Origin of the sequence: Bradyrhizobium sp. WYCCWR 12699 (genome assembly GCF_032144035.1) — a bacterium.
Lineage (GTDB): Bacteria > Pseudomonadota > Alphaproteobacteria > Rhizobiales > Xanthobacteraceae > Bradyrhizobium.
In genome coordinates this window covers 622,042-641,453 of the sequence record NZ_JAVTJN010000030.1, presented here as the reverse complement: position 1 = coordinate 641,453, position 19,412 = coordinate 622,042, and the positions used below count along the sequence as shown (strand labels likewise).

The window sequence follows — 19,412 nt, the reverse complement described above, 5'->3', positions numbered from 1 at the left end:
GCCCGGCCATGACGACGAATTCAGCAGTTCGGATCGATCTCAGCGCTTCTTGCGCAGGCGCACGACCATGTCGATGCGCGCAATCTCGTAGCCCTCGGGCACCTCCGGCATCTTGGACAGCGCCAGATGCGGATCCTCGATGTCGACCAGCTCATGGCTGTTCTCGAGGTAGTAGTGGTGGTGGGTGGTGACGTTGGTGTCGAAATAGGTCTTGGTGCCGTCGACGCTGACCTGCCGGAGCAGGCCGGCATCGGTGAGCTGGTTCAGCGTGTTGTAGACGGTGGCCAGCGACACCGGGACCTTGGCCAGGGTCGCTTCCTCGTAGAGCATTTCAGCCGTCAGGTGGCGTGCACCCTTGCCGAACAACAACCAGCCGAGCGCCATGCGCTGGCGCGTCGGACGAAGCCCGGCGGACTGGAGCATTTCGTTGACGTCGTGCCAGGGACAGCCGGTCAAAGCCGGCTGACGGCCGGACAAGAGGGCCGCAGCGTGGACGTCGTCGTCGTGATGGGGCGCAGTATTCTCGCTCATTTCCAGATTTCGGGCACGCGTGAACAAATATCTCTCTGCAATATAAGAACAGAAAGATGCAGATGCAAGTTTCTCGCAACTAGAGAGGTTCTAATCAGCCTTGAAGGTTCTCATCAATCTTGGAACCGGGCCGACATCGCGTCATTTTACCTTCATGGATGCACTTTGCCACCGGAAATGGCCTGTGTTAGAGAGCCCGCGGTTCCGCTTAGCCGATTTTGGCGCAGCCGGGCATGGAGGCCCGGCCGGCAGTCCATCCGGGGCATGCGGGAGCTGCGCCTGACGGTGGCAATTGGCGTTGCTCTCCGACCGAGACGGGGCCCATTTTCGCCAAAAAACGCCGCTCAACCGGAATTCAAACAGAGGCTCGTCCATGCTGAACAGGCGCAACGGTTACGAATACGAAGATCTGCTGGCCTGTGCCCGCGGCGAGATGTTCGGTCCGGGCAATGCCCAGTTGCCGCTGCCGCCGATGCTGATGTTCGATCGCATCACCGAGATCAACGACAATGGCGGCGAGTTCGGCAAGGGGCTGGTGCGCGCCGAGCTCGACGTGAAGCCCGACCTCTGGTTCTTCGGCTGCCATTTCAAGAACGATCCGGTGATGCCCGGCTGCCTCGGCCTCGACGCGCTGTGGCAGATGGTCGGCTTCTACCTGGGCTGGACCGGGGGTGAAGGTCGTGGTCGCGCGCTCGGCCTGAACGAGCTGAAGTTCAGCGGCCAGGTGCTGCCCGAGGCACGCAAGGTTGTGTACAACGTCGATATCAAACGCGTGATGCGTTCAAAGCTGGTGCTCGGTATTGCCGACGGGTGGCTTTCGGTCGACGACCAGATTATTTATCGCGCCAAGGACCTGAAGGTCGGTCTGTTCAAGCAGGGCACGAGCCTGGGCTAACGCGCATTCACCACGAAGAGAACGAGAAGATAACGAGCAGGGCGAGGCTGTCATGAGGCGGGTTGTGGTCACCGGGATGGGCATCGTCTCGTCGATCGGAAACAACACCCAGGAAGTGCTTGCGAGCCTTCACGAGGCGAAGTCGGGCATTTCTCGGGCTGAGAAATATGCCGAGCTCGGCTTTCGTTCGCAGGTGCAAGGCGCGCCGACGCTCGATCCCGCGACTGTGGTCGACCGCCGCGCCATGCGTTTCCTCGGTCAGGGCGCGGCGTGGAATCACGTCGCGATGGAGCAGGCGATCCAGGATTCCGGTCTGTCGCCCGACGAAGTCTCCAACATCCGCACCGGCATCATCATGGGCTCCGGCGGTCCGTCCGCCCGCACCATCGTCGAATCCGCCGACATCACCCGCACCAAGGGGCCGAAGCGCGTCGGACCGTTTGCGGTGCCGAAGGCGATGTCGTCCACGGCCTCCGCGACGCTTGCGACCTGGTTCAAGATCAAGGGCGTGAACTACTCGATCTCCTCGGCCTGCGCGACGTCGAACCATTGCGTCGGGAATGCCTATGAGACGATCCAGATCGGCAAGCAGGACGTCATCTTCGCCGGCGGCTGCGAGGAGCTGGACTGGTCGCTGTCCGTGCTGTTCGACGCCATGGGCGCGATGTCCTCGAAATACAACGACACGCCTGCCACGGCCTCGCGTCCCTACGACGTCAACCGCGACGGCTTCGTCATCGCCGGTGGCGCGGGAGTCCTCGTGCTGGAGGAGCTCGAGCATGCCAAGGCGCGCGGCGCGCGCATTTACGGCGAGATCGTCGGCTATGGCGCAACCTCGGACGGCTACGACATGGTCGCGCCATCGGGTGAAGGCGCCGAGCGCTGCATGCGCATGGCGATGTCGACGGTGAAGACCAAGGTGGACTACATCAATCCGCACGCGACCTCGACGCCGGCCGGCGATCCGCCGGAGATCGACGCGCTGCGTCGGGTGTTCGGCGCCGGCGAGAAGTGCCCGCCGATCTCGGCAACCAAGGCGCTGACCGGCCACTCGCTGGGAGCCACCGGCGTGCAGGAGGCGATCTACTCGCTGCTGATGATGAACAACGGCTTCATCTGCGAGAGCGCCCATATCCAGGAGCTCGATCCTGTGTTCGCCGACATGCCGATCGTGCGCAAGCGCATCGACAACGTCAAAATCGGCACCGTGCTGTCGAACTCCTTCGGCTTCGGCGGCACCAACGCCACGCTGGTGTTCAGCCGGATGGATGTGTGACGTCCTTGTTGGTGCACCGTTGATTTTCTCGTCATGGCCGGGCTCGTCCCGGCCATCCACGTCTTGGCCTCAGGCTCCGAAGGGCGTGGATGCCCGGGACAAGCCCGGGCATGACGAAAGCGGAAGGTGGTCTTGAGATGGAAGGTTTGATGAAAGGCAAGCGCGGTCTGATCATGGGCATCGCCAATGATCATTCGATCGCCTGGGGCATGGCGAAGACGTTGCATGCGCACGGTGCCGAGCTTGCCTTCACCTTCCAGGGCGAGGCCCTCGGCAAGCGCGTCAAGCCGCTGGCCGAGCAGCTTGGTGTCGATCTGGTGCTGCCTTGCGACGTGGAGGACATCGCCAGCGTCGATGCCACCTTCGCGGCGCTTCGCGAAAAATGGGGCAAGCTCGACTTCGTCATCCACGCGATCGGCTTCGCCGACAAGAACGAGCTGAAAGGCCGCTACGCCGACACCAGCCGCGAGAATTTCTCGCGCACCATGGTGATCTCCTGCTTCTCCTTCACGGAAGTCGCAAAGCGCGCCGCCGAGCTGATGAATGAGGGCGGCAGCATGATCACGCTGACCTTCGGCGCTTCGGAGCGCGCGATGCCGAACTACAACGTGATGGGCGTCGCCAAGGCTGCGCTGGAAGCCTCGGTGCGTTATCTCGCCTCGGATTTCGGGCCGCGCGGCATCCGCGTCAACGCGATCTCCGCAGGTCCGATCCGTACGCTCGCCGGCTCCGGCATCGGCGAGGCGCGCGCGATGTTCGCGTTCATGCAGAAGCATTCGCCGCTCCGCCGCGGCGTCACGCTCGACGAGCTCGGCGGCTCGGCGCTGTATCTCTTGTCGGATCTCTCCGGCGGCGTCACCGGCGAGATCCACTATGTCGATTCCGGCTACAACATCGTGCTGATGCCGCGGCCGGATGATTTGAAGTCTCCGGAGTAGCTTCGCGCCCCACGATCATGGGGCTGACTCGCCCACAGAATTATGCTTGCTGCTCCCCGGTGGCGCCTCAGGGTCGTTTTCCCTGCGGTTCGGGAGGAGTGATCGTGCCAAGGCGGCATGCGATAAGGCTGCATGCGGTGTGTCGCGCGAGCGCGCTGGCGTCCGTTGCCGGCGCGATGCTGCTGTGCGGCGGCTCGCACGCGCTGGCACAATCGACGATCTGGGACACGACCCTCTCCAACACGAATTGGTACGTCCCGACGGCGCAGCTGCTGGCCTATGCTGCGCCCAAGACCGGCTTCTCCAATCCGATTCCGATCGGCGACCAGACCCTGTGGTCGCTGGCGACCGCGACCAACGGCTCGTTCACGGGAACGAGCGTGGCGCAGCTCAAGCTCGGGCCGGCGCTGCTGACCGACACCTCGACCATCCAGGGCTTCGTCACGACCGCGGGCCAGATCACGATGCAGTTCACGCCGACATCGGGCGGCGCGGTGACGGTCGGCCTCGGTCATATGAGAACCATCAACGGCGTGACCGCGATGGAAATGCAGATGATCACGGGCGACAGCCTGCTGGTGACGCATTGGGCCTATATGCTGCCCTACGATCCCGCGACGTTCACGCCGCCGGCTTCGCAGCCCGTTCCCGCCAACTCGGTCCCGCAATGGGCGTGGACCTCAGGCACGCCGTGGCGGATTACCAGCAATTCGTTGTTCGGCACCTCCGCGCCCGGCCGCTTCGTCATCACGAATTACCAGAACGGATATTTCTGGGGCGCGGGCGTCGCGCCCGCGGGCAGCAATGCGGCCAACTTCACGCTGCTGGGATCCGTGACGCCGGAGGGCAACGTGCTCTTCAACACGCTCTCGCGCGGCACGCTCGCCAGCCTCTACGGCTCCGCCAGCGGCGACGCCTCGGGCGCGCAGATGCTCGTCAGCACCTACGATCTCTCGGGCAATCCGACCGGCGGCGTCGCCTATCTCTCCCTGGTGCGCCCCTATGCCGAGACGCTTCAGGCCCAGAACAGCCGCGCGGGATTGGGTGCGGCCGACATGCTGTATCGCCTGTCGGCGACATCGCTCGGCTGGAGCGGCAGCATGGCAACCGGCTTCACCGCGCTCGACAATCTCAACGGATCCGGTCTCGTCAACGCGGTCAACCAGACCTTGCCGGTTATAACGGGCGCGGCATCGCAGGCGACCTACGCCACGCAGCGCGTGTTTCAGCAGGCGATGACGGGGCGACTGGACGATGTGCTCGGACTGAATACGGGCGTTGCGGCTGAACGGAATCTTTGGATGAAGCCGCTCGGCGGCAGCATTCGGCAGGCAAGCGTCGACGGCGTGCCCGGTTATAACGCGACCGGCGGCGGCATGGCCCTCGGTGCCGATGCGAAGATCTCGCCGCGCGCGATGCTCGGCGGCGTGCTCGCCTATTCGCATCAAGCCATCACCGGCAGCGACGATGCCGTCCCGAACCGGCTCGCCATCGATTCCTATCAGGCGGGTCTCTACGGGGCCTACGCCCTCGGCCATGGCATTCAGCTCGACGGCCAGCTCGACGGCGCGCTGAATGACAGCAGCGAGAGCCGTTCGCTGACCTTCGTCAACGGCACGGCTGGCGCCGGCTATCGCTCCTATAGCGGTCATGCGGGCGCCGGCATTCGCAAGCTGATTCCAATCGAGCCCGGACTTGCGATCGCCCCGTCATTGCGGCTGGACTATGGGCATGTGCGCTCGCCCGCCTATCAGGAACGCGGCGCGGGCGGCTTCAGTCTCCATGTGGATTCACAAACCTATCGCGAACTGACAGTGACGGCAGGGCTTAAGAGCGCGTACCGGATCGCGAAGCAGGTCCATCTCACAGGCGATGTCGGCGTCGGCTACAACACGTTGAACCAGGGATTGCAGATCAAATCGGCGTTTGCCGGCGGTGGCGAGAGCTTCGTTACCAACGGTCTTGTGTTGTCGCCCTGGATCTACTCGACCGCGCTGGGCCTCGTCGCGGCGGACGGCAAGGGGTTCGATCTCGGCATCCGCTACGGTGTTGCGATGACGTCCTCCGGACTGCTGCAGCAGTCCGGGCTCGCCGTCCTCAAGATCAAATTGTAAGCGCGCCGTCTCACCCCGCCGCGATCTTCTCCGCGCGCTGGAACGCCGGCCGCGCGGTGCAGCGCGCCAGATAGGCGTCGAAGGCGGGACGCGTCGGCACCATCTTGAACTGGCGCACCGCGAAATTCAGGCCCGAGCCGATCGTGACGTCGGCGGCCGAAAAATCCTCGCCGAGAATCCACGGTCCCTTGGCGAGCGCAGTCTCCAGCACGTCGAACACCTGCGTGGCGCTGCCCCAGGCCGCGGTCGAGGTCGGAATCTCGATCTTGGTGAAGATCTGGATGATGGCGGGCTCGATGCAGCCCGGCGAGAAGAACAACCATTGCAGATAGCGCGCGCGGCGTGGATCGGTCACCCCCGGCGCAAGCTTGGTCTCGGGATAGCGGTCGGCGATGTAGGCGCAGATCGCGGCGGCTTCGCCGAGCGCGGCATCGCCGTCGGTCAGCGCCGGCACCTTGCCCATCGGGTTGATCTTCAGATAGTCCGGCGCCTTCTGCGCGCCGGTCGAGATGTCGGTCAGCACGCGCTCATAGGGCAGGCCGCTCTCCTCCATCAGCCAAAGCGTCGTGAACGAGCGCGAGCGGGGCGACCAATAGAGCTTGATCATGGCGCGGAACCTTCCATCGGCGAGGGGCGGGTGGCGCGCAATTCATGCCGCGTTTGCAGCGCATTCGCAACGCACTACGCGGGGGTAGAAGCCGGCCAGCCTGAACGACATGTGGGTCAATGTTGTTTGGTGTCGCTTTGGCGTGCTGCTGGTCGAAGTCCAAGCAGGAGAGGCAGCGTCTTATCGAGGCTTTCTGCCAGCATGGAGCGTACGCCGTCGCGCAATGCGGGATTGGCGGCGGCATCTTCAGGGTGCGTTGGGAACGATTCTGCGGGTAATTCGCGATAGGGGCCGCCGATGTGTTTGCCCAGAAGCCTCTGCACCGCCAGGGAATGATCCATGTTGATCAACGCAGAGCTCTGTCTGACGACGGAGAAGTCGCGGCCGTCGAAGATGCGGATAAATGCCAGGGCGTAAAGATAGATGCGCCGCCCGAGCACCACATCCTGGTTGAGGATGCCGAAGCCGCGGACCGTGTAATTGGATGACCCGATAGGGCTGATTGAATTAAGGATCTGGATATAGTGCCGGCAATTCGTTCCTTTCGCGACCTGGCGCATGTATTCGGCCAGCTCCGCGTTGAGATCGCGGAACAACCTGTCCTTCAAGGTGTCCTTGGACTCATCGCGGGGAGGAAACTTCGCCGGGTTATAGGGGATTCTCAGGACGGACACGCCGGCAGGGATCGCGGCGCGAGTCCGCGCGAAGATCAGATCGTTGAGTCCCCAGCCTGGGATCGGGATGACCGTCTTCTTGTTTTGAAATACGGTCAGGCCAGTCGTCAGCACGGTGAACTCATCGCCGGCGGTGACGACGACACCAAAGTCGCACGAGCCGCCGCCAGTGAAGACGGGCCTGCCCGTCGCTTCGCGCCGCGTTGTCACCTTGCCATTGGCCATGCCCGTCGTTGGCGCAGCCTGAGCCTCGACGCCGGTCGTCGAGAGTAGGTGCGTCGCGACGATCATGGCAAAGGCCCGAATCGTTCCGACCGTCGTTTCCTTACGAGCTCGACTTCCCTTCAGCATCGTCACTGCGCGAAATACGGCGGCAAGATCTTGTCCAGCCGCTTCGTCAGAAAGTCGCGCGTGGTGTCGCGCAGGGCGGCGTTGCTGGCGGAGTCCGCGGCCGTCTCCGGAAACATGGACTTGTCCACCTTCTGTAACAGTTCGTTCGACGTGAAGTTGTCCGCCATATGCTTCATGACACCTTCGAAGGTCACGGCCGGACCTTTCATGACTTCGAAGGTGCGGCCGTCGATCCATGTCACGCCGATAGAGGCGAAGACGTAGGCGTAGGAGATGAGACCGACACCCCGGCTGAAGATGCCGACGCCGCTGAGCGACTGATTGGTCCCGTCGAGCTGTCCTTCGCTGCGCATGATGACGAGATAACGCTCGCAACCGGCATTGCCCGCGACCTGTCGGATCAGGTTCGACAACTCCTGGCGCTGATTACGGAACAGGCCGGATTTGGGGTGATAGTAGGAATCGAGCCCGCCCTTGGCGTAGCTGATACGTCGTACCGGCGTGTTGCCTGCCGCGGCCCGCGTCCGCGCAAAGACGAGATCGTCGAGGCCCCAGGACACCGGGACCTCTGCATAGTCGTTGCCGAACACGGTCAGGCCGATCTTCTGGACGACGAAGATGTCGCCGGTCCCCGCAATCACGCCGACGCCGCAAGGACCGGTCGTCGCCGGGTCCGCAGGCTTGGCTACTGCCTTCGGTTTCGCGGCCGCTTTCTTGGCAGCCGGCTTCGCCTGAGGCGCGGACTGAGCGGCGGGAGCACTGGTCGCAGGCGTAGTTTGTGCCTCTGCCGGACCCAGAACGGACAGCAGGACGAGCACCGGGACAGCAGGTCGAAACATGGATTCCAAGTGGGATCAGACGCGACGTGACAGCGGACGCGTCACACTAGGTTGTCAAGGCGACAACCGCAAGCTGCGCTCGGAGCTCGGTGCCTACCCGATGGGCCGCTTCCACCGGTAATACTTCATCACGAAGCCGTTCGACGGCTCGATCTCTTGCTTCTCGAACACAAATCCTTCGCGCTCGTACCAGCGCCAGGCCTTTTCGTTCTCGCGGACGCAGCGCAGGTGCATCTCATCCGGCATTTGCGTGCGGGTGAAGGCGAGCAATTGTCGTCCGAGCGATTGGCCCTGATAGGCCGGCGCGACGAACAGCATGTCGAGATAGCGCTTCGGCACATGCAGCGCCAGCATGGCGGCGATTGTGCCGCGATCGTCGGCAACGAACAGGCTCCAGCCGTCCGCGATCTCGCGCCGGATGCGCGCGCGCAGGTTGGCGAGCAGGAAGTCGCTGGCCTCGCCGAGGCCGGTCGAGACCCAGCTCTCCATCCAGACGCGGCCGACCTCATCGTATTCGTTTGCGCGGGCGGGACGAATGACGGGATGCGACATCTGGCGCTCAGCTGCGGTGATCGCTCGCGGCCGAACGCGGGCGCGCCTTGCCGGCCGACAGGCACACCACTTCGGAGATCTGCAGCAGCTGCCGGGCCAGCGGGCTGGTCTTGCGCCAGACCATGCCGATGGTGCGGGACGGCTGCGGGTCGCGGAAGCGTGCCAGCGAGACCGAGGCCGATCGCGTCTCCACAGGCACTGCCATTTCCGGGATCAGCGTCACGCCAATGCCGGCGCTGACCATCTGCACAAGCGTCGACAGCGAATTGGCATCCAGCATCTCGCGCGGCGGCGCCGACTGCATGTTGCAGAACGACAGCGCCTGATCGCGGAAGCAGTGGCCTTCCTCGAGCAGCAACAGCCGCATCTCGCGCATCCTCTCGCGCGACGGCGCCGGTGTGCCCTCATCCGTGCTGGGCCGGACCAGCAGGAATTTCTCCTCGAACAGCGCAACCTCGGTCAGCGAAGGCTCCGACACCGGCAGCGCCACGATGGCGGTGTCGAGCCGTCCCTCCACCAGCTCCTGGATCAGCCGCGGCGTCATGGTCTCGCGGACGCGGATGTCGAGTTCCGGATGCATGCGCGTGAGATTCTTGGTGATCGTGGGCAGCAGGTAAGGTGCGATGGTCGGGATCATGCCGATGCGTAAGCGGCCCGAGAAGCGATCCTGCGAGGCCCGGGCGAAATCGCCGAGCTCATCGACCGAGCGCAAAATGTCGCGGACGCGCTGCGCGAGCTCCTCGCCGAACCGGGTCAGCGCCACCTGCCGTGCGCTGCGCTCCAGCAGCAGCCCGCCCAGCGCCTCCTCCAACTCCTTGATCTGCATCGACAAGGCCGGTTGCGAGATGGAGCAGGACTCGGCCGCGCGGCCGAAATGGCCGTGACGCGCCAGCGCATCGAAATACCGGAGTTGGCGCAGTGTCACGTTGAGCATCAGGAATTCTTATTGCAGCGATCACTAAAGTCAACTTCCCCTGATCGGACGCGGCGCCTAGAGTGGTTCTACCTGGTCAAAGGCGCGAGTTCGACGCCACCAGAGGAGGTATTCATGGACGACACTTCGAAGTGCCCGTTTTCGGGCGGAAAACCCACGCGCGTGAACCGCGACTGGTGGCCGACGCAGCTCGATATCGAGGTGCTGCACAAGAATTCCGACAAGTCCGATCCGATGGGCCAAGGCTTCGACTATGCCAAGGAATTCAAGACGCTCGACCTGAACGCCGTGATCAAGGACCTGACCGCCCTGATGACGGATTCGCAGGAATGGTGGCCGGCCGATTTCGGTCATTACGGTGGCCTGATGATCCGCATGGCCTGGCACAGCGCGGGCACCTACCGTACCACCGACGGTCGCGGCGGCGCCGGCGCCGGACAGCAGCGCTTCGCGCCGCTCAACAGCTGGCCCGACAACGCCAATCTCGACAAGGCGCGCCGCCTGCTGTGGCCGATCAAGCAGAAATACGGCCGCAAGATTTCCTGGGCCGATCTGATGGTTCTCGCCGGCAACGTCGCGCTGGAATCGATGGGCTTCAAGACCTTCGGTTTTGCCGGCGGCCGCGTCGACGTCTGGGAGCCGGAAGAGCTGTATTGGGGCCCCGAGGGCACCTGGCTCGGCGATGAGCGCTACAGCGGAGAACGCCAGCTCGCCGAGCCGCTCGGCGCGGTGCAGATGGGCCTCATCTACGTCAATCCGGAAGGCCCCAACGGCAAGCCGGATCCGGTCGCCGCGGCCAAGGACATCCGCGAGACCTTCGCCCGCATGGCGATGAACGACGAGGAGACCGTCGCGCTGATCGCCGGCGGCCACAGCTTCGGCAAGACCCATGGCGCGGGCGATCCCTCGCTGGTTGGACCGGAGCCGGAAGCGGGCGCTCTGGAGGACCAGGGCCTCGGCTGGAAGAGCAAGCACGCCTCGGGTCACTCGGGCGACGCCATCACCAGTGGCCTCGAAGTCACCTGGACGACGACGCCGACGAAGTGGAGCAACAACTTCTTCGAGAACCTGTTCAATTTCGAATGGGAGCTGACCAAGAGCCCGGGCGGCGCGCAGCAATGGACGGCCAAGGGTGCCGACGCGATCATTCCCGATGCCTTCGACAAGTCGAAGAAGCATCGGCCGACGATGCTGACGACCGACCTCTCGCTGCGCTTCGATCCGGCCTATGAGAAGATCTCGCGCCGCTTCCTGGAGAACCCGGCTCAGTTCGCGGACGCCTTTGCCCGCGCCTGGTTCAAGCTCACCCATCGCGACATGGGTCCGATCCAGCGCTATCTCGGCCCGCTGGTGCCGAAGGAGACGCTGATCTGGCAGGATCCGATTCCGGCCGTCAACCACGAGCTGGCCAGCGATCAGGACATCGCTGCGCTGAAGAGCAAGATCCTGGCTTCGGGGCTTTCGGTGCCGGAACTGGTCTCGACCGCCTGGGCGTCGGCCTCGACGTTCCGCGGCTCGGACAAGCGCGGCGGCGCCAACGGCGCGCGCATTCGCCTCGCCCCGCAAAAGGACTGGGAGGTGAATGAGCCGGCGCAGCTCAGCAAGGTGCTCGGCAAGCTCGAAGCGATCCAGAAGGACTTCAACGCCTCGTCAGGCGCGAAGAAGGTCTCCCTCGCCGACCTCATCGTCCTCGGCGGCACCGCCGCGGTCGAGAAGGCCGCGAAGGATGCCGGCGTCGACGTCAAGGTTGCGTTCACGCCGGGCCGCATGGATGCTTCGCAGGAGCAGACCGACGCGGCGTCCTTTGCACCGCTTGAGCCGCGGGCTGATGGCTTCCGCAACTATGTCGGCAAGCGGCATCAGTTCATGCAGCAGGAAGAGGCGCTGATCGATCGTGCGCAGCTCCTGCGGCTGACCGGCCCCGAGATGACGGCACTGGTCGGCGGACTGCGTGTGCTCGGCGCCAATGCGAACGGGTCGAAGCACGGCGTCTTCACCGCGAAGGTGGGTACGCTCAGCAACGACTTCTTCGTCAACCTGCTCGACATGAGCACGCAGTGGACGCCGGCGGCTGACGGCAGCTACGAGGCCCGCGACCGCAAGACCAACGCGGTGAAGTGGACCGGCACGCGCGTCGATCTGATCTTCGGCGCGCACTCGCAGCTCCGCGCCTACGCTGAGGTCTACGCGACCTCGGATGCGAAGGAGAAGTTCGTGGCTGACTTCGCCAAGGCCTGGACCAAGGTGATGAACCTGGACCGCTACGACATCGTGGCGTGAGGCGATCTCGCCGCGTGGTCGGTGCAACCTCTCCCGCGAGCGGGAGAGGGGAGCGCGGATCGCCCGGAGCGAACGCAAGCAAAAAGGGCGGCCTTTCGGCCGCCCTTCGTGTTTCTGATGTCGCGAGACTTACTCGCCGGCGGCTTCGCGCGGGGCCTTCTCGCCCTCGCCGCCCTTGCCTTCGAGGTCTTCGCCGGTGGTCTGGTCGACCACCTTCATCGACAGGCGGGTCTTGCCGCGGTCGTCGAAGCCGAGCAGCTTGACCTTGACCTTGTCGCCTTCCTTGACGACGTCGGAGGTCTTCTGCACGCGGTTGGCCGCGAGCTGGCTGATGTGGACGAGGCCGTCCTTGGAGCCGAAGAAGTTCACGAAGGCGCCGAACTCCATCACCTTGACGACGGTGCCGTCATAGATCTGGCCGACTTCCGGATCGGACGCGATCGACTTGATCCACTTGATCGCGGCCTTCATTGCTTCGCCGTCGCTGGAGGCGACCTTCACGGTGCCGTCGTCCTCGATGTTGACCTTGGCGCCGGTCTTCTCGACGATCTCGCGGATCACCTTGCCGCCGGTGCCGATCACTTCGCGGATCTTGTCGGTGGCGATCTTGAAGGTCTCGATGCGCGGCGCGTATTCGCCGAGCTCGGCGCGGGCGTTGGTGAGCGCCTTCGCCATCTCGCCGAGGATGTGGATACGACCTTCCTTGGCCTGGCCGAGCGCCACCTTCATGATCTCTTCGGTGATGCCCTCGATCTTGATGTCCATCTGGAGCGAGGTGATGCCTTGCTCGGTGCCGGCCACCTTGAAGTCCATGTCGCCGAGATGGTCTTCGTCACCGAGGATGTCCGAGAGGACCGCGAAGCGCTTGTCCTCGAGGATCAGGCCCATCGCGATGCCCGCGGTCGGCCGCTTCAACGGCACGCCGGCGTCCATCAGCGCGAGCGAGGCGCCGCAGACCGAGGCCATCGACGAGGAGCCGTTGGACTCGGTGATCTCCGAGACCACGCGGATCGTGTAGGGGAACTCGTGATGCGGCGGCAGCACCGGGTGGATCGCGCGCCAGGCCAGCTTGCCGTGGCCGATCTCGCGGCGCTTGGTGCCGCCGAGGCGGCCGGTCTCACCGACCGAGTAGGGAGGGAAGTTGTAGTGCAGCAGGAACGTCTCTTTGTACGTTCCCGACAGCGCGTCGATGTACTGTTCGTCTTCGCCGGTGCCGAGCGTGGTGACGACCAGGCCCTGGGTCTCGCCGCGGGTGAACAGCGCCGAGCCGTGGGCGCGCGGCAGCACGCCGACTTCGGCGACGATGTTGCGTACGGTCTTGCTGTCGCGACCGTCGATGCGCTTGCCGGTGTCGAGGATGTTCCAGCGAACGATCTTCGCCTCGAGCTCCTTGAACACGGCGCTGATGCGCAGCTTGTCGTATTTCGGTTCCTGCCCTTCGGGGAAGTAGTGGGCGATCACCTTTTCCTTGACCTTGCCGACCGCGGCGTAGCGATCCTGCTTGACCGGAATGGCGTAGGCGGCGCGCAGCTCCTGCTCGACGAGGCCGAGCATCTCTTTCTCGAGCGCGGCATTGTCGATCACAGTGACTTCGCGCGGCTCCTTGGCGGCCTTCTCGGCAAGCTCGATGATCGCGTTGATCACCGGCTGGAAGTGGCGATGACCGAACATCACCGCGCCGAGCATGATGTCTTCGTTCAGCTCCTTGGCTTCCGATTCCACCATCAGCACGGCGTCGGCGGTGCCGGCGACGACCAGGTCGAGCTGGGTGTCGACCATCTCGTCGAGGGTCGGGTTGAGGATGAACTCGTCATTGGCGAAGCCGACGCGGGCCGCGCCGATCGGGCCCTTGAACGGAGCGCCGGACAGGGTCAGCGCGGCGGACGAGGCCACCAGCGCGACGATGTCAGGGTCGTTCTCCATGTCGTGCGACAGCACGGTGACGATCACCTGGGTCTCGTTGCGCCAGCCGTCGACGAACAGCGGACGGATCGGACGGTCGATCAGGCGGGAGACCAGCGTCTCCTTCTCGGTCGGACGACCCTCACGCTTGAAATAGCCACCGGGAATGCGGCCCGCAGCGTAGGTCTTTTCCTGGTAGTCGACGGTCAGCGGCAGGAAGTCGACGCCTTCGCGCGGCGCCTTCGCCGCGACGACGGTGGCGAGCACCACGGTCTCGCCGTAGGTGGCGACGACGGCGCCGTCGGCCTGGCGGGCGATCTTGCCGGTTTCGAGCTTGAGAGGGCGTCCGCCCCAGTCGATCTCGACTGAATGCTTATTGAACATAGAGGTCTTCTTTCATGGGTTCTCGAAAGAGGGGACGGCTCTCGAAAAACAAAAACCATGCGCAAGATTGCGGGACGCTGATCGGAGCGGGTGATCAGCGTCCTGCGATCCTGCCATGGTTTTCGGATTTCGGATGGCGTCCATCCTTTCGGGTCATACGGGCGCCTTGCCCGTTGTGCCCAGCCGCCGGATTGCTGCTGGACTGTCAGTCGGCACGAATGCGAACACCGAACCTTCGGTCTTCGCCCATCATGCCCCGGATGCTGGCCATCAACGGCCCGCATCCGACGTGCACGCAGCCTCGATCAAAAACCTTTAAACAAACGCTTTCGTCGAAATCACGCGCGAAAACGCGCGCCGTTGGGCGCGCGCAAGAACTCTTAACGACGAATATTGTGCTTCTCGAGCAGCGCCTTGTAGCGCGCCTCGTCCCTCTTCTTGAGATAGTCGAGGAGCGAGCGGCGGGTCGAGACCAGCTTCAAGAGGCCACGACGCGAATGGTTGTCCTTCACGTGGGTCTTGAAATGGTTGGTGAGGTTGTTGATGCGTTCCGACAGGATCGCGACCTGAACCTCGGGCGAGCCGGTGTCGCCGGCCTTGGTGGCATTGGTCTTGATGACTTCCGCTTTGCGTTCTGCGGCAATCGACATCGTCAATTTCTCTCGTTGCGACCGGGGCTGGCAGTCAGGCCGGTCAGGTTGAACACACGCTTGGGGATGATTTCGCCATTGCCAACTTCAGCAAGCGCCAAAAGACGGCCTGCCACCGTGACATAGACTGTGCCGCTACAAGTGGGCGCATCCCGTCCGCGCAACAAAACGGCCTGACCCCGATGGAGCCTTGCCGCATCAGCCCGAGTGACGGCCAGTGCCGGGATGTCGTCCAGCGCGGTCTCAACGGGCATAAGCGCGTCCGCGAGGCTACCCTCGCCGGACGCGGCTCTATCGCACAAAGCCTCCAACTGATCCAGCGGAATCATGTCGTTTTCGCCAAATGGGCCGACCAGGGTCCGCCTGAGCGCGCAGATATGGCCGTAAGTGCCGAGAATCCGGCCCATATCACGGGCCAGCGCGCGGACATAGGTGCCCTTGCCGCATTCGGCCTCGAACACGGCGTGGTCGTTATCCGGTTGATCCAAAAGGGTTAAATGGTGAATCTCGACCGGGCGGGGGGCCAGCTCCACGACTTCGCCGTCGCGGGCGAGGTCATAGGCGCGCTCGCCCTGGACCTTGATCGCGGAATAGCGCGGCGGGATCTGCTCGATCACCCCGGTGAAGCGGGGCAGCAGGGCCAGGATGGCCTCCCGGGTCGGACGCTGGTCGGAGGTCGCGGTCGCCCGGCCCTCGATGTCGTCGGTGTCGCGCTCCTCGCCCCAGCACACCGTGAACTGGTAGCGCTTGCGGCCGTCCATGACGAAGGGAACGGTCTTGGTGGCCTCACCGAGCGCGATCGGCAAGCCCCCCGAAGCGAGCGGATCGAGCGTGCCGGCATGCCCGGCGCGCTTGGCGTTGAACAGGCGCTTGAGCACTGCGACCGCCTGCGTCGAGGTCATGCCGATCGGCTTGTCGAGCACGACCCAGCCGTGGACGTCACGCCGGTCGCGGCGAACCTGGTTGCCCTTCTGCTGCTTGGCGCGCGGATCGTTGTTGACGCGGCGCGGCTCCTGATGCGGCTCCGAATTGCCGCCCATGTCCGCGAAATTATTGTCCGCGAAATTATTTTTCTGCACGTCGCGCTGATCGGCCTGTTCGCCGCTGATCGTGTCGTGAGCCGGGTCCATCGTCATCGTTCTTCTTCCCGATCCGTCTCCGGATCCTGTTCCAAATCCTGTTCGAGATCCTTCTGCACCGCAGGTGTTCGCAAAAGCTTCTCGATCCGTTCCGCTTCGTCGAATCGCTCGTCGACGCGGAAGCGAAGGTCGGGTGCAAATTTCAGGTTAACGCGCCGCGCGACTTCGCCGCGCAGGAACTTCTTGTTGCGTTCGAGCGCAGCGATGACGATCCCGGTGTCGCGGCCACCGAGCGGCATCACGTAGACGGTCGCGAGCTTCAGATCGGGCGACATCCGCACCTCCGGCACGGTGATGATGTGACCTTCGAGGTCGGCATCATGCACATTGCCTTGCGCCAGAATATCGGCCATCGCGTGGCGAACCTGCTCGCCGACGCGCAACTGGCGTTGCGAGCCTCCGCCGGGTGCGGAACTCTTTTTCTGATGATGGCGTGGCATTCTCGAAAATCACCTCGTCATGCCCGCGCTCGAGCCACGGGCATTGCCATTTGTCCTGTTGAAACGAAGAGGGGTGGATGGCCGGAAAAAATCCGGCCATCGCACTCCCGCAATTTCAGTTCAAAATGATCCGAACGCTTCGGTAAGATTTGGACTTACAGGGAGCGCTGGATCGTCTCCACGCGATAACACTCGATGACATCGCCTGCGCGCATGTCGTGGTAGTTCTCGAAGGCCATGCCGCATTCCTGACCGGACTGGACTTCCTTCACTTCGTCCTTGAAGCGCTTCAGCGTCGACAGCTTGCCCTCGTGCACGACGACGTTGTCGCGGATCAGGCGCACATTGGCGCCGCGTTCCACGGTGCCGTCGGTGACGCGGCAGCCGGCGACCTTGCCGACCTTGGAGATGTTGAAGATCTCCAGGATCGAGGCGTTGCCGAGCATGGTTTCGCGCAAGGTCGGCGCGAGCAGTCCGCTCATCGCCTTTTTCACGTCGTCCACGAGATCGTAGATGATGTTGTAGTAGCGGATCTCGATGCCGTTGCGCTTGGCGGCCGCGGCGGCTTCCTTGTTGGCACGAACCGAGAAGCCGATGATCGCGGCGTTGAAGCCTTCGGCCAGCGTCACGTCGGATTCCGAGATGCCGCCGACGCCGGCATGCAGGATGCGGGCTGCGACTTCGTCGGTGCCGAGCTTCTCCAGCGAGCCGAGGATCGCTTCCAGCGAGCCCTGCACGTCGGCCTTGATGATCAGCGGGAATTCCTTGCGGCCCGCCGTCTTCAATTGCGACATCATCTGCTCGAGCGAGCCGCGCATGCCGGAGATCGAGGCAGCCGCGTTCTCGCGCTTCTGGTGCGCGCGGTAGCTCGTGACCTGACGGGCGCGGGCTTCGTTCTCGACCACGGCGAGACGATCGCCGGCTTCCGGCGGACCGTTGAAGCCGAGCACTTCGACCGGCACCGAGGGACCTGCTTCCTGCACGGTCTCGCCCTGATCCGAGATCAGCGCGCGGACGCGGCCCATCTCCGCGCCCGCGACGATGATGTCGCCGACCCGGAGCGTGCCGCGCTGGACCAGCACGGTGGCGACCGGACCACGGCCGCGATCGAGCTTGGCTTCGATCACGGTGCCTTCGGCCGGACGTTCCGAATTGGTCTTGAGGTCGAGGATGTCGGCCTGGAGCGCGATCATCTCGAGCAGCTTGTCGAGATTGGTCTTGTTCTTGGCGGACACTTCGACGTCGACGACGTCGCCGCCGAACGATTCGACCTGAACCTCGTGCTGCAGCAGCTCGGTGCGCACGCGCTCGGGCTTGGCGTCGGGCTTGTCGATCTTGTTGATGGCAACGATGATCGGCACCCGCGCCGCCTTGGCGTGGTTGATGGCTTCGACCGTCTGCGGCATCACGCCGTCATCGGCCGCAACCACCAGCACGACGATGTCGGTGACCTTGGCGCCGCGGGCGCGCATCGCGGTGAACGCGGCGTGGCCGGGCGTGTCGATGAAGGTGATCTTCTTGCCGCTCTCGGGCGAGGTCACCTGATAGGCGCCGATATGCTGGGTGATGCCGCCGGCCTCGCCGGAGACCACGTTGGCGTGACGGAGCGCATCGAGCAGCGAGGTTTTGCCGTGGTCGACGTGACCCATCACGGTAACCACGGGCGAGCGCGTCTCGGTGTCGGTGGAATCGTCGGTGACGTCGAACAATCCCTCTTCGACGTCGGACGCGGCGACGCGCTTGACGGTGTGTCCGAGCTCTTCGGCGATCAGCTGCGCGGTGTCGGCATCGATCACGTCGGTGATCTTGTGCATCGCGCCCTGCTTCATCAGCATGCGGATGACGTCGACCGCGCGCTCGGCCATGCGGTTGGCGAGCTCCTGGATGGTGATCGCTTCCGGAATGGTCACCTCGCGAATGAGCTTTTCCTTGGGCTCGTTCGAGGCGTGGCCCTTCAGGCGCTGGGTGCGGCGGCGGAACGAGGCGATCGAACGCTCGCGCACTTCATCGGCATTGAGCGCCGTGACGACGGTCAGGCGGCCACGCTCCTTCTGCGGGCCGGGCTTGTGGGTGGGTTTGGGAGCCACCACGGGACGTGCGGCGCCGCCGGGACCACGACGGATCTGGCGCGGACCATCGTCCTCGTCGGGTCCGGCCGCGACCGCGGGCGCGCGACCCAAAGGTCCGCCAGCCGGCCGTTGCGTGCTGGTTCCGGGGCGAGCCGTCGTCGTTCCCGGGCGTGCCGTGGTCGTGGTGCCGGGACGTGAAGCGGGCGCGCCGGAACGCGGCGCAGGAGCGGCCGGGGCCGCACTTGCGGGGCGCGGAGCGGAGGGTTGCTCGCCTTCGCCAAAGCGCTTCTTGGCCTCGGTCTCGGCCTTGCGCTTGGCCTCGTCCTCGTGGCGGTGGCGCTCTTCCTCGGCCTTGCGGCGGGATTCGGCAGCCTCGCGCTCGGCGCGTTCGGCGGCCTCGCGGACCGCGCGGCGCTGGGCCTCTTCCTCGGCCTGGCGGCGCTCTTCGACTTCGCGCACCTTGGCATCGGCCAGCGCGCTGGCGCGGGCGGAGCGTTCGTCCTCGGTCAGCGTGCGCAGCACCACGCCGGAGCCGGCGTTGCGCGGCGGCGCAGGGCGCGACGGAGCGGGCGCGGGTGCGGCCGGTGCGGGCTTCGCCACCTCGGCAGCCTGCGGCTCGGGCGTGCCGTCGATACGGCGCTTGCCGCGCTTCTCGACCACGACCTGCTTGCTGCGGCCATGGCTGAAGCTCTGGCGCACGGTGCCCGTTTCGACGCGCGGCTTGAGCGATAGCGTCTTGCTCGGAACGCTCAGCTTCTTGTCGCCAGGGGTCTTGGTATCAACCATTCAGCAGTCCTAATCCTGATTTATCAGTGTTGTGCGTTGCCGCACCGTCCA

Annotated in this window: 16 protein-coding genes; 5 read left to right on the top strand and 11 right to left on the bottom strand. The window is 64.5% G+C overall.

Annotation, left to right across the window (positions count from 1 at the left end):
• Nucleotides 1–39 precede the first annotated feature (39 nt).
• On the bottom strand, nt 40–531 hold the full coding sequence (gene irrA, locus RPS27_RS13755) for an iron response transcriptional regulator IrrA (RefSeq protein ID WP_008131763.1): 492 nt from the start codon (nt 529–531) through the stop codon (nt 40–42).
• Between the two features lie 373 nt (nt 532–904).
• On the opposite strand from irrA, the gene fabA reads away from it, so the two are divergent.
• The 4 genes from fabA (at nt 905) to RPS27_RS13735 (ending at nt 5,754) form a co-directional block, all read left to right on the top strand.
• Nucleotides 905–1,426 (top strand): bifunctional 3-hydroxydecanoyl-ACP dehydratase/trans-2-decenoyl-ACP isomerase, encoded by a 522-nt coding sequence (fabA, locus tag RPS27_RS13750; RefSeq protein WP_092289360.1) that lies wholly within the window; start codon nt 905–907, stop codon nt 1,424–1,426.
• Nucleotides 1,427–1,478: 52 nt separating this feature from the next.
• On the top strand, nt 1,479–2,702 hold the full coding sequence (gene fabB, locus RPS27_RS13745) for a beta-ketoacyl-ACP synthase I (protein ID WP_211415310.1): 1,224 nt from the start codon (nt 1,479–1,481) through the stop codon (nt 2,700–2,702).
• A 137-nt stretch (nt 2,703–2,839) separates the two neighbouring features.
• A complete protein-coding gene (gene fabI, locus RPS27_RS13740; protein WP_194408112.1) occupies nt 2,840–3,640 on the top strand; it encodes an enoyl-ACP reductase FabI in 801 nt (266 codons plus the stop codon).
• Between the two features lie 176 nt (nt 3,641–3,816).
• Entirely contained in the window at nt 3,817–5,754 is a 1,938-nt protein-coding gene (locus tag RPS27_RS13735; RefSeq protein WP_212065222.1) for an autotransporter outer membrane beta-barrel domain-containing protein, read from the top strand.
• Between the two features lie 10 nt (nt 5,755–5,764).
• On the opposite strand, the gene RPS27_RS13730 is transcribed toward RPS27_RS13735, so the two are convergent.
• The 5 genes from RPS27_RS13730 to RPS27_RS13710 form a co-directional block, all read right to left on the bottom strand.
• Nucleotides 5,765–6,361, bottom strand: coding sequence for a glutathione S-transferase family protein (locus RPS27_RS13730; protein WP_212064889.1), 597 nt, complete (start codon nt 6,359–6,361; stop codon nt 5,765–5,767).
• Between the two features lie 116 nt (nt 6,362–6,477).
• Nucleotides 6,478–7,386, bottom strand: a complete 909-nt coding sequence (locus tag RPS27_RS13725) for a hypothetical protein (RefSeq protein WP_249131359.1) — start codon at nt 7,384–7,386, stop codon at nt 6,478–6,480.
• 2 nt (nt 7,387–7,388) lie between these two features.
• Complete coding sequence (locus RPS27_RS13720; protein ID WP_212064890.1) at nt 7,389–8,225, bottom strand: hypothetical protein; 837 nt, start codon at nt 8,223–8,225, stop codon at nt 7,389–7,391.
• Nucleotides 8,226–8,318: 93 nt separating this feature from the next.
• On the bottom strand, nt 8,319–8,777 hold the full coding sequence (locus tag RPS27_RS13715; protein WP_212064891.1) for a GNAT family N-acetyltransferase: 459 nt from the start codon (nt 8,775–8,777) through the stop codon (nt 8,319–8,321).
• 7 nt (nt 8,778–8,784) lie between these two features.
• Nucleotides 8,785–9,711: a hydrogen peroxide-inducible genes activator gene (locus RPS27_RS13710; RefSeq protein WP_211415315.1), complete on the bottom strand. Its 927-nt coding sequence runs from the start codon at nt 9,709–9,711 to the stop codon at nt 8,785–8,787.
• Between the two features lie 114 nt (nt 9,712–9,825).
• Between RPS27_RS13710 and katG the strand changes: the two genes are divergently transcribed.
• Complete coding sequence (katG, locus tag RPS27_RS13705) at nt 9,826–11,991, top strand: catalase/peroxidase HPI (protein ID WP_212064892.1); 2,166 nt, start codon at nt 9,826–9,828, stop codon at nt 11,989–11,991.
• A 129-nt stretch (nt 11,992–12,120) separates the two neighbouring features.
• On the opposite strand, the gene pnp is transcribed toward katG, so the two are convergent.
• From pnp to infB, 5 genes are all read right to left on the bottom strand, one after another.
• Nucleotides 12,121–14,277, bottom strand: a complete 2,157-nt coding sequence (gene pnp, locus RPS27_RS13700) for a polyribonucleotide nucleotidyltransferase (RefSeq protein WP_194405143.1) — start codon at nt 14,275–14,277, stop codon at nt 12,121–12,123.
• 380 nt (nt 14,278–14,657) lie between these two features.
• A complete protein-coding gene (gene rpsO / locus RPS27_RS13695; RefSeq protein ID WP_018644188.1) occupies nt 14,658–14,927 on the bottom strand; it encodes a 30S ribosomal protein S15 in 270 nt (89 codons plus the stop codon).
• Nucleotides 14,928–14,929: 2 nt separating this feature from the next.
• A complete protein-coding gene (truB, locus tag RPS27_RS13690; protein ID WP_211415317.1) occupies nt 14,930–16,063 on the bottom strand; it encodes a tRNA pseudouridine(55) synthase TruB in 1,134 nt (377 codons plus the stop codon).
• On the bottom strand, nt 16,060–16,506 hold the full coding sequence (rbfA, locus tag RPS27_RS13685) for a 30S ribosome-binding factor RbfA (protein ID WP_194405141.1): 447 nt from the start codon (nt 16,504–16,506) through the stop codon (nt 16,060–16,062). Before rbfA ends, truB begins: the two co-directional genes overlap by 4 nt.
• 155 nt (nt 16,507–16,661) lie before the next feature.
• Nucleotides 16,662–19,361, bottom strand: coding sequence for a translation initiation factor IF-2 (infB, locus tag RPS27_RS13680; RefSeq protein WP_194405140.1), 2,700 nt, complete (start codon nt 19,359–19,361; stop codon nt 16,662–16,664).
• Nucleotides 19,362–19,412 lie beyond the last annotated feature (51 nt).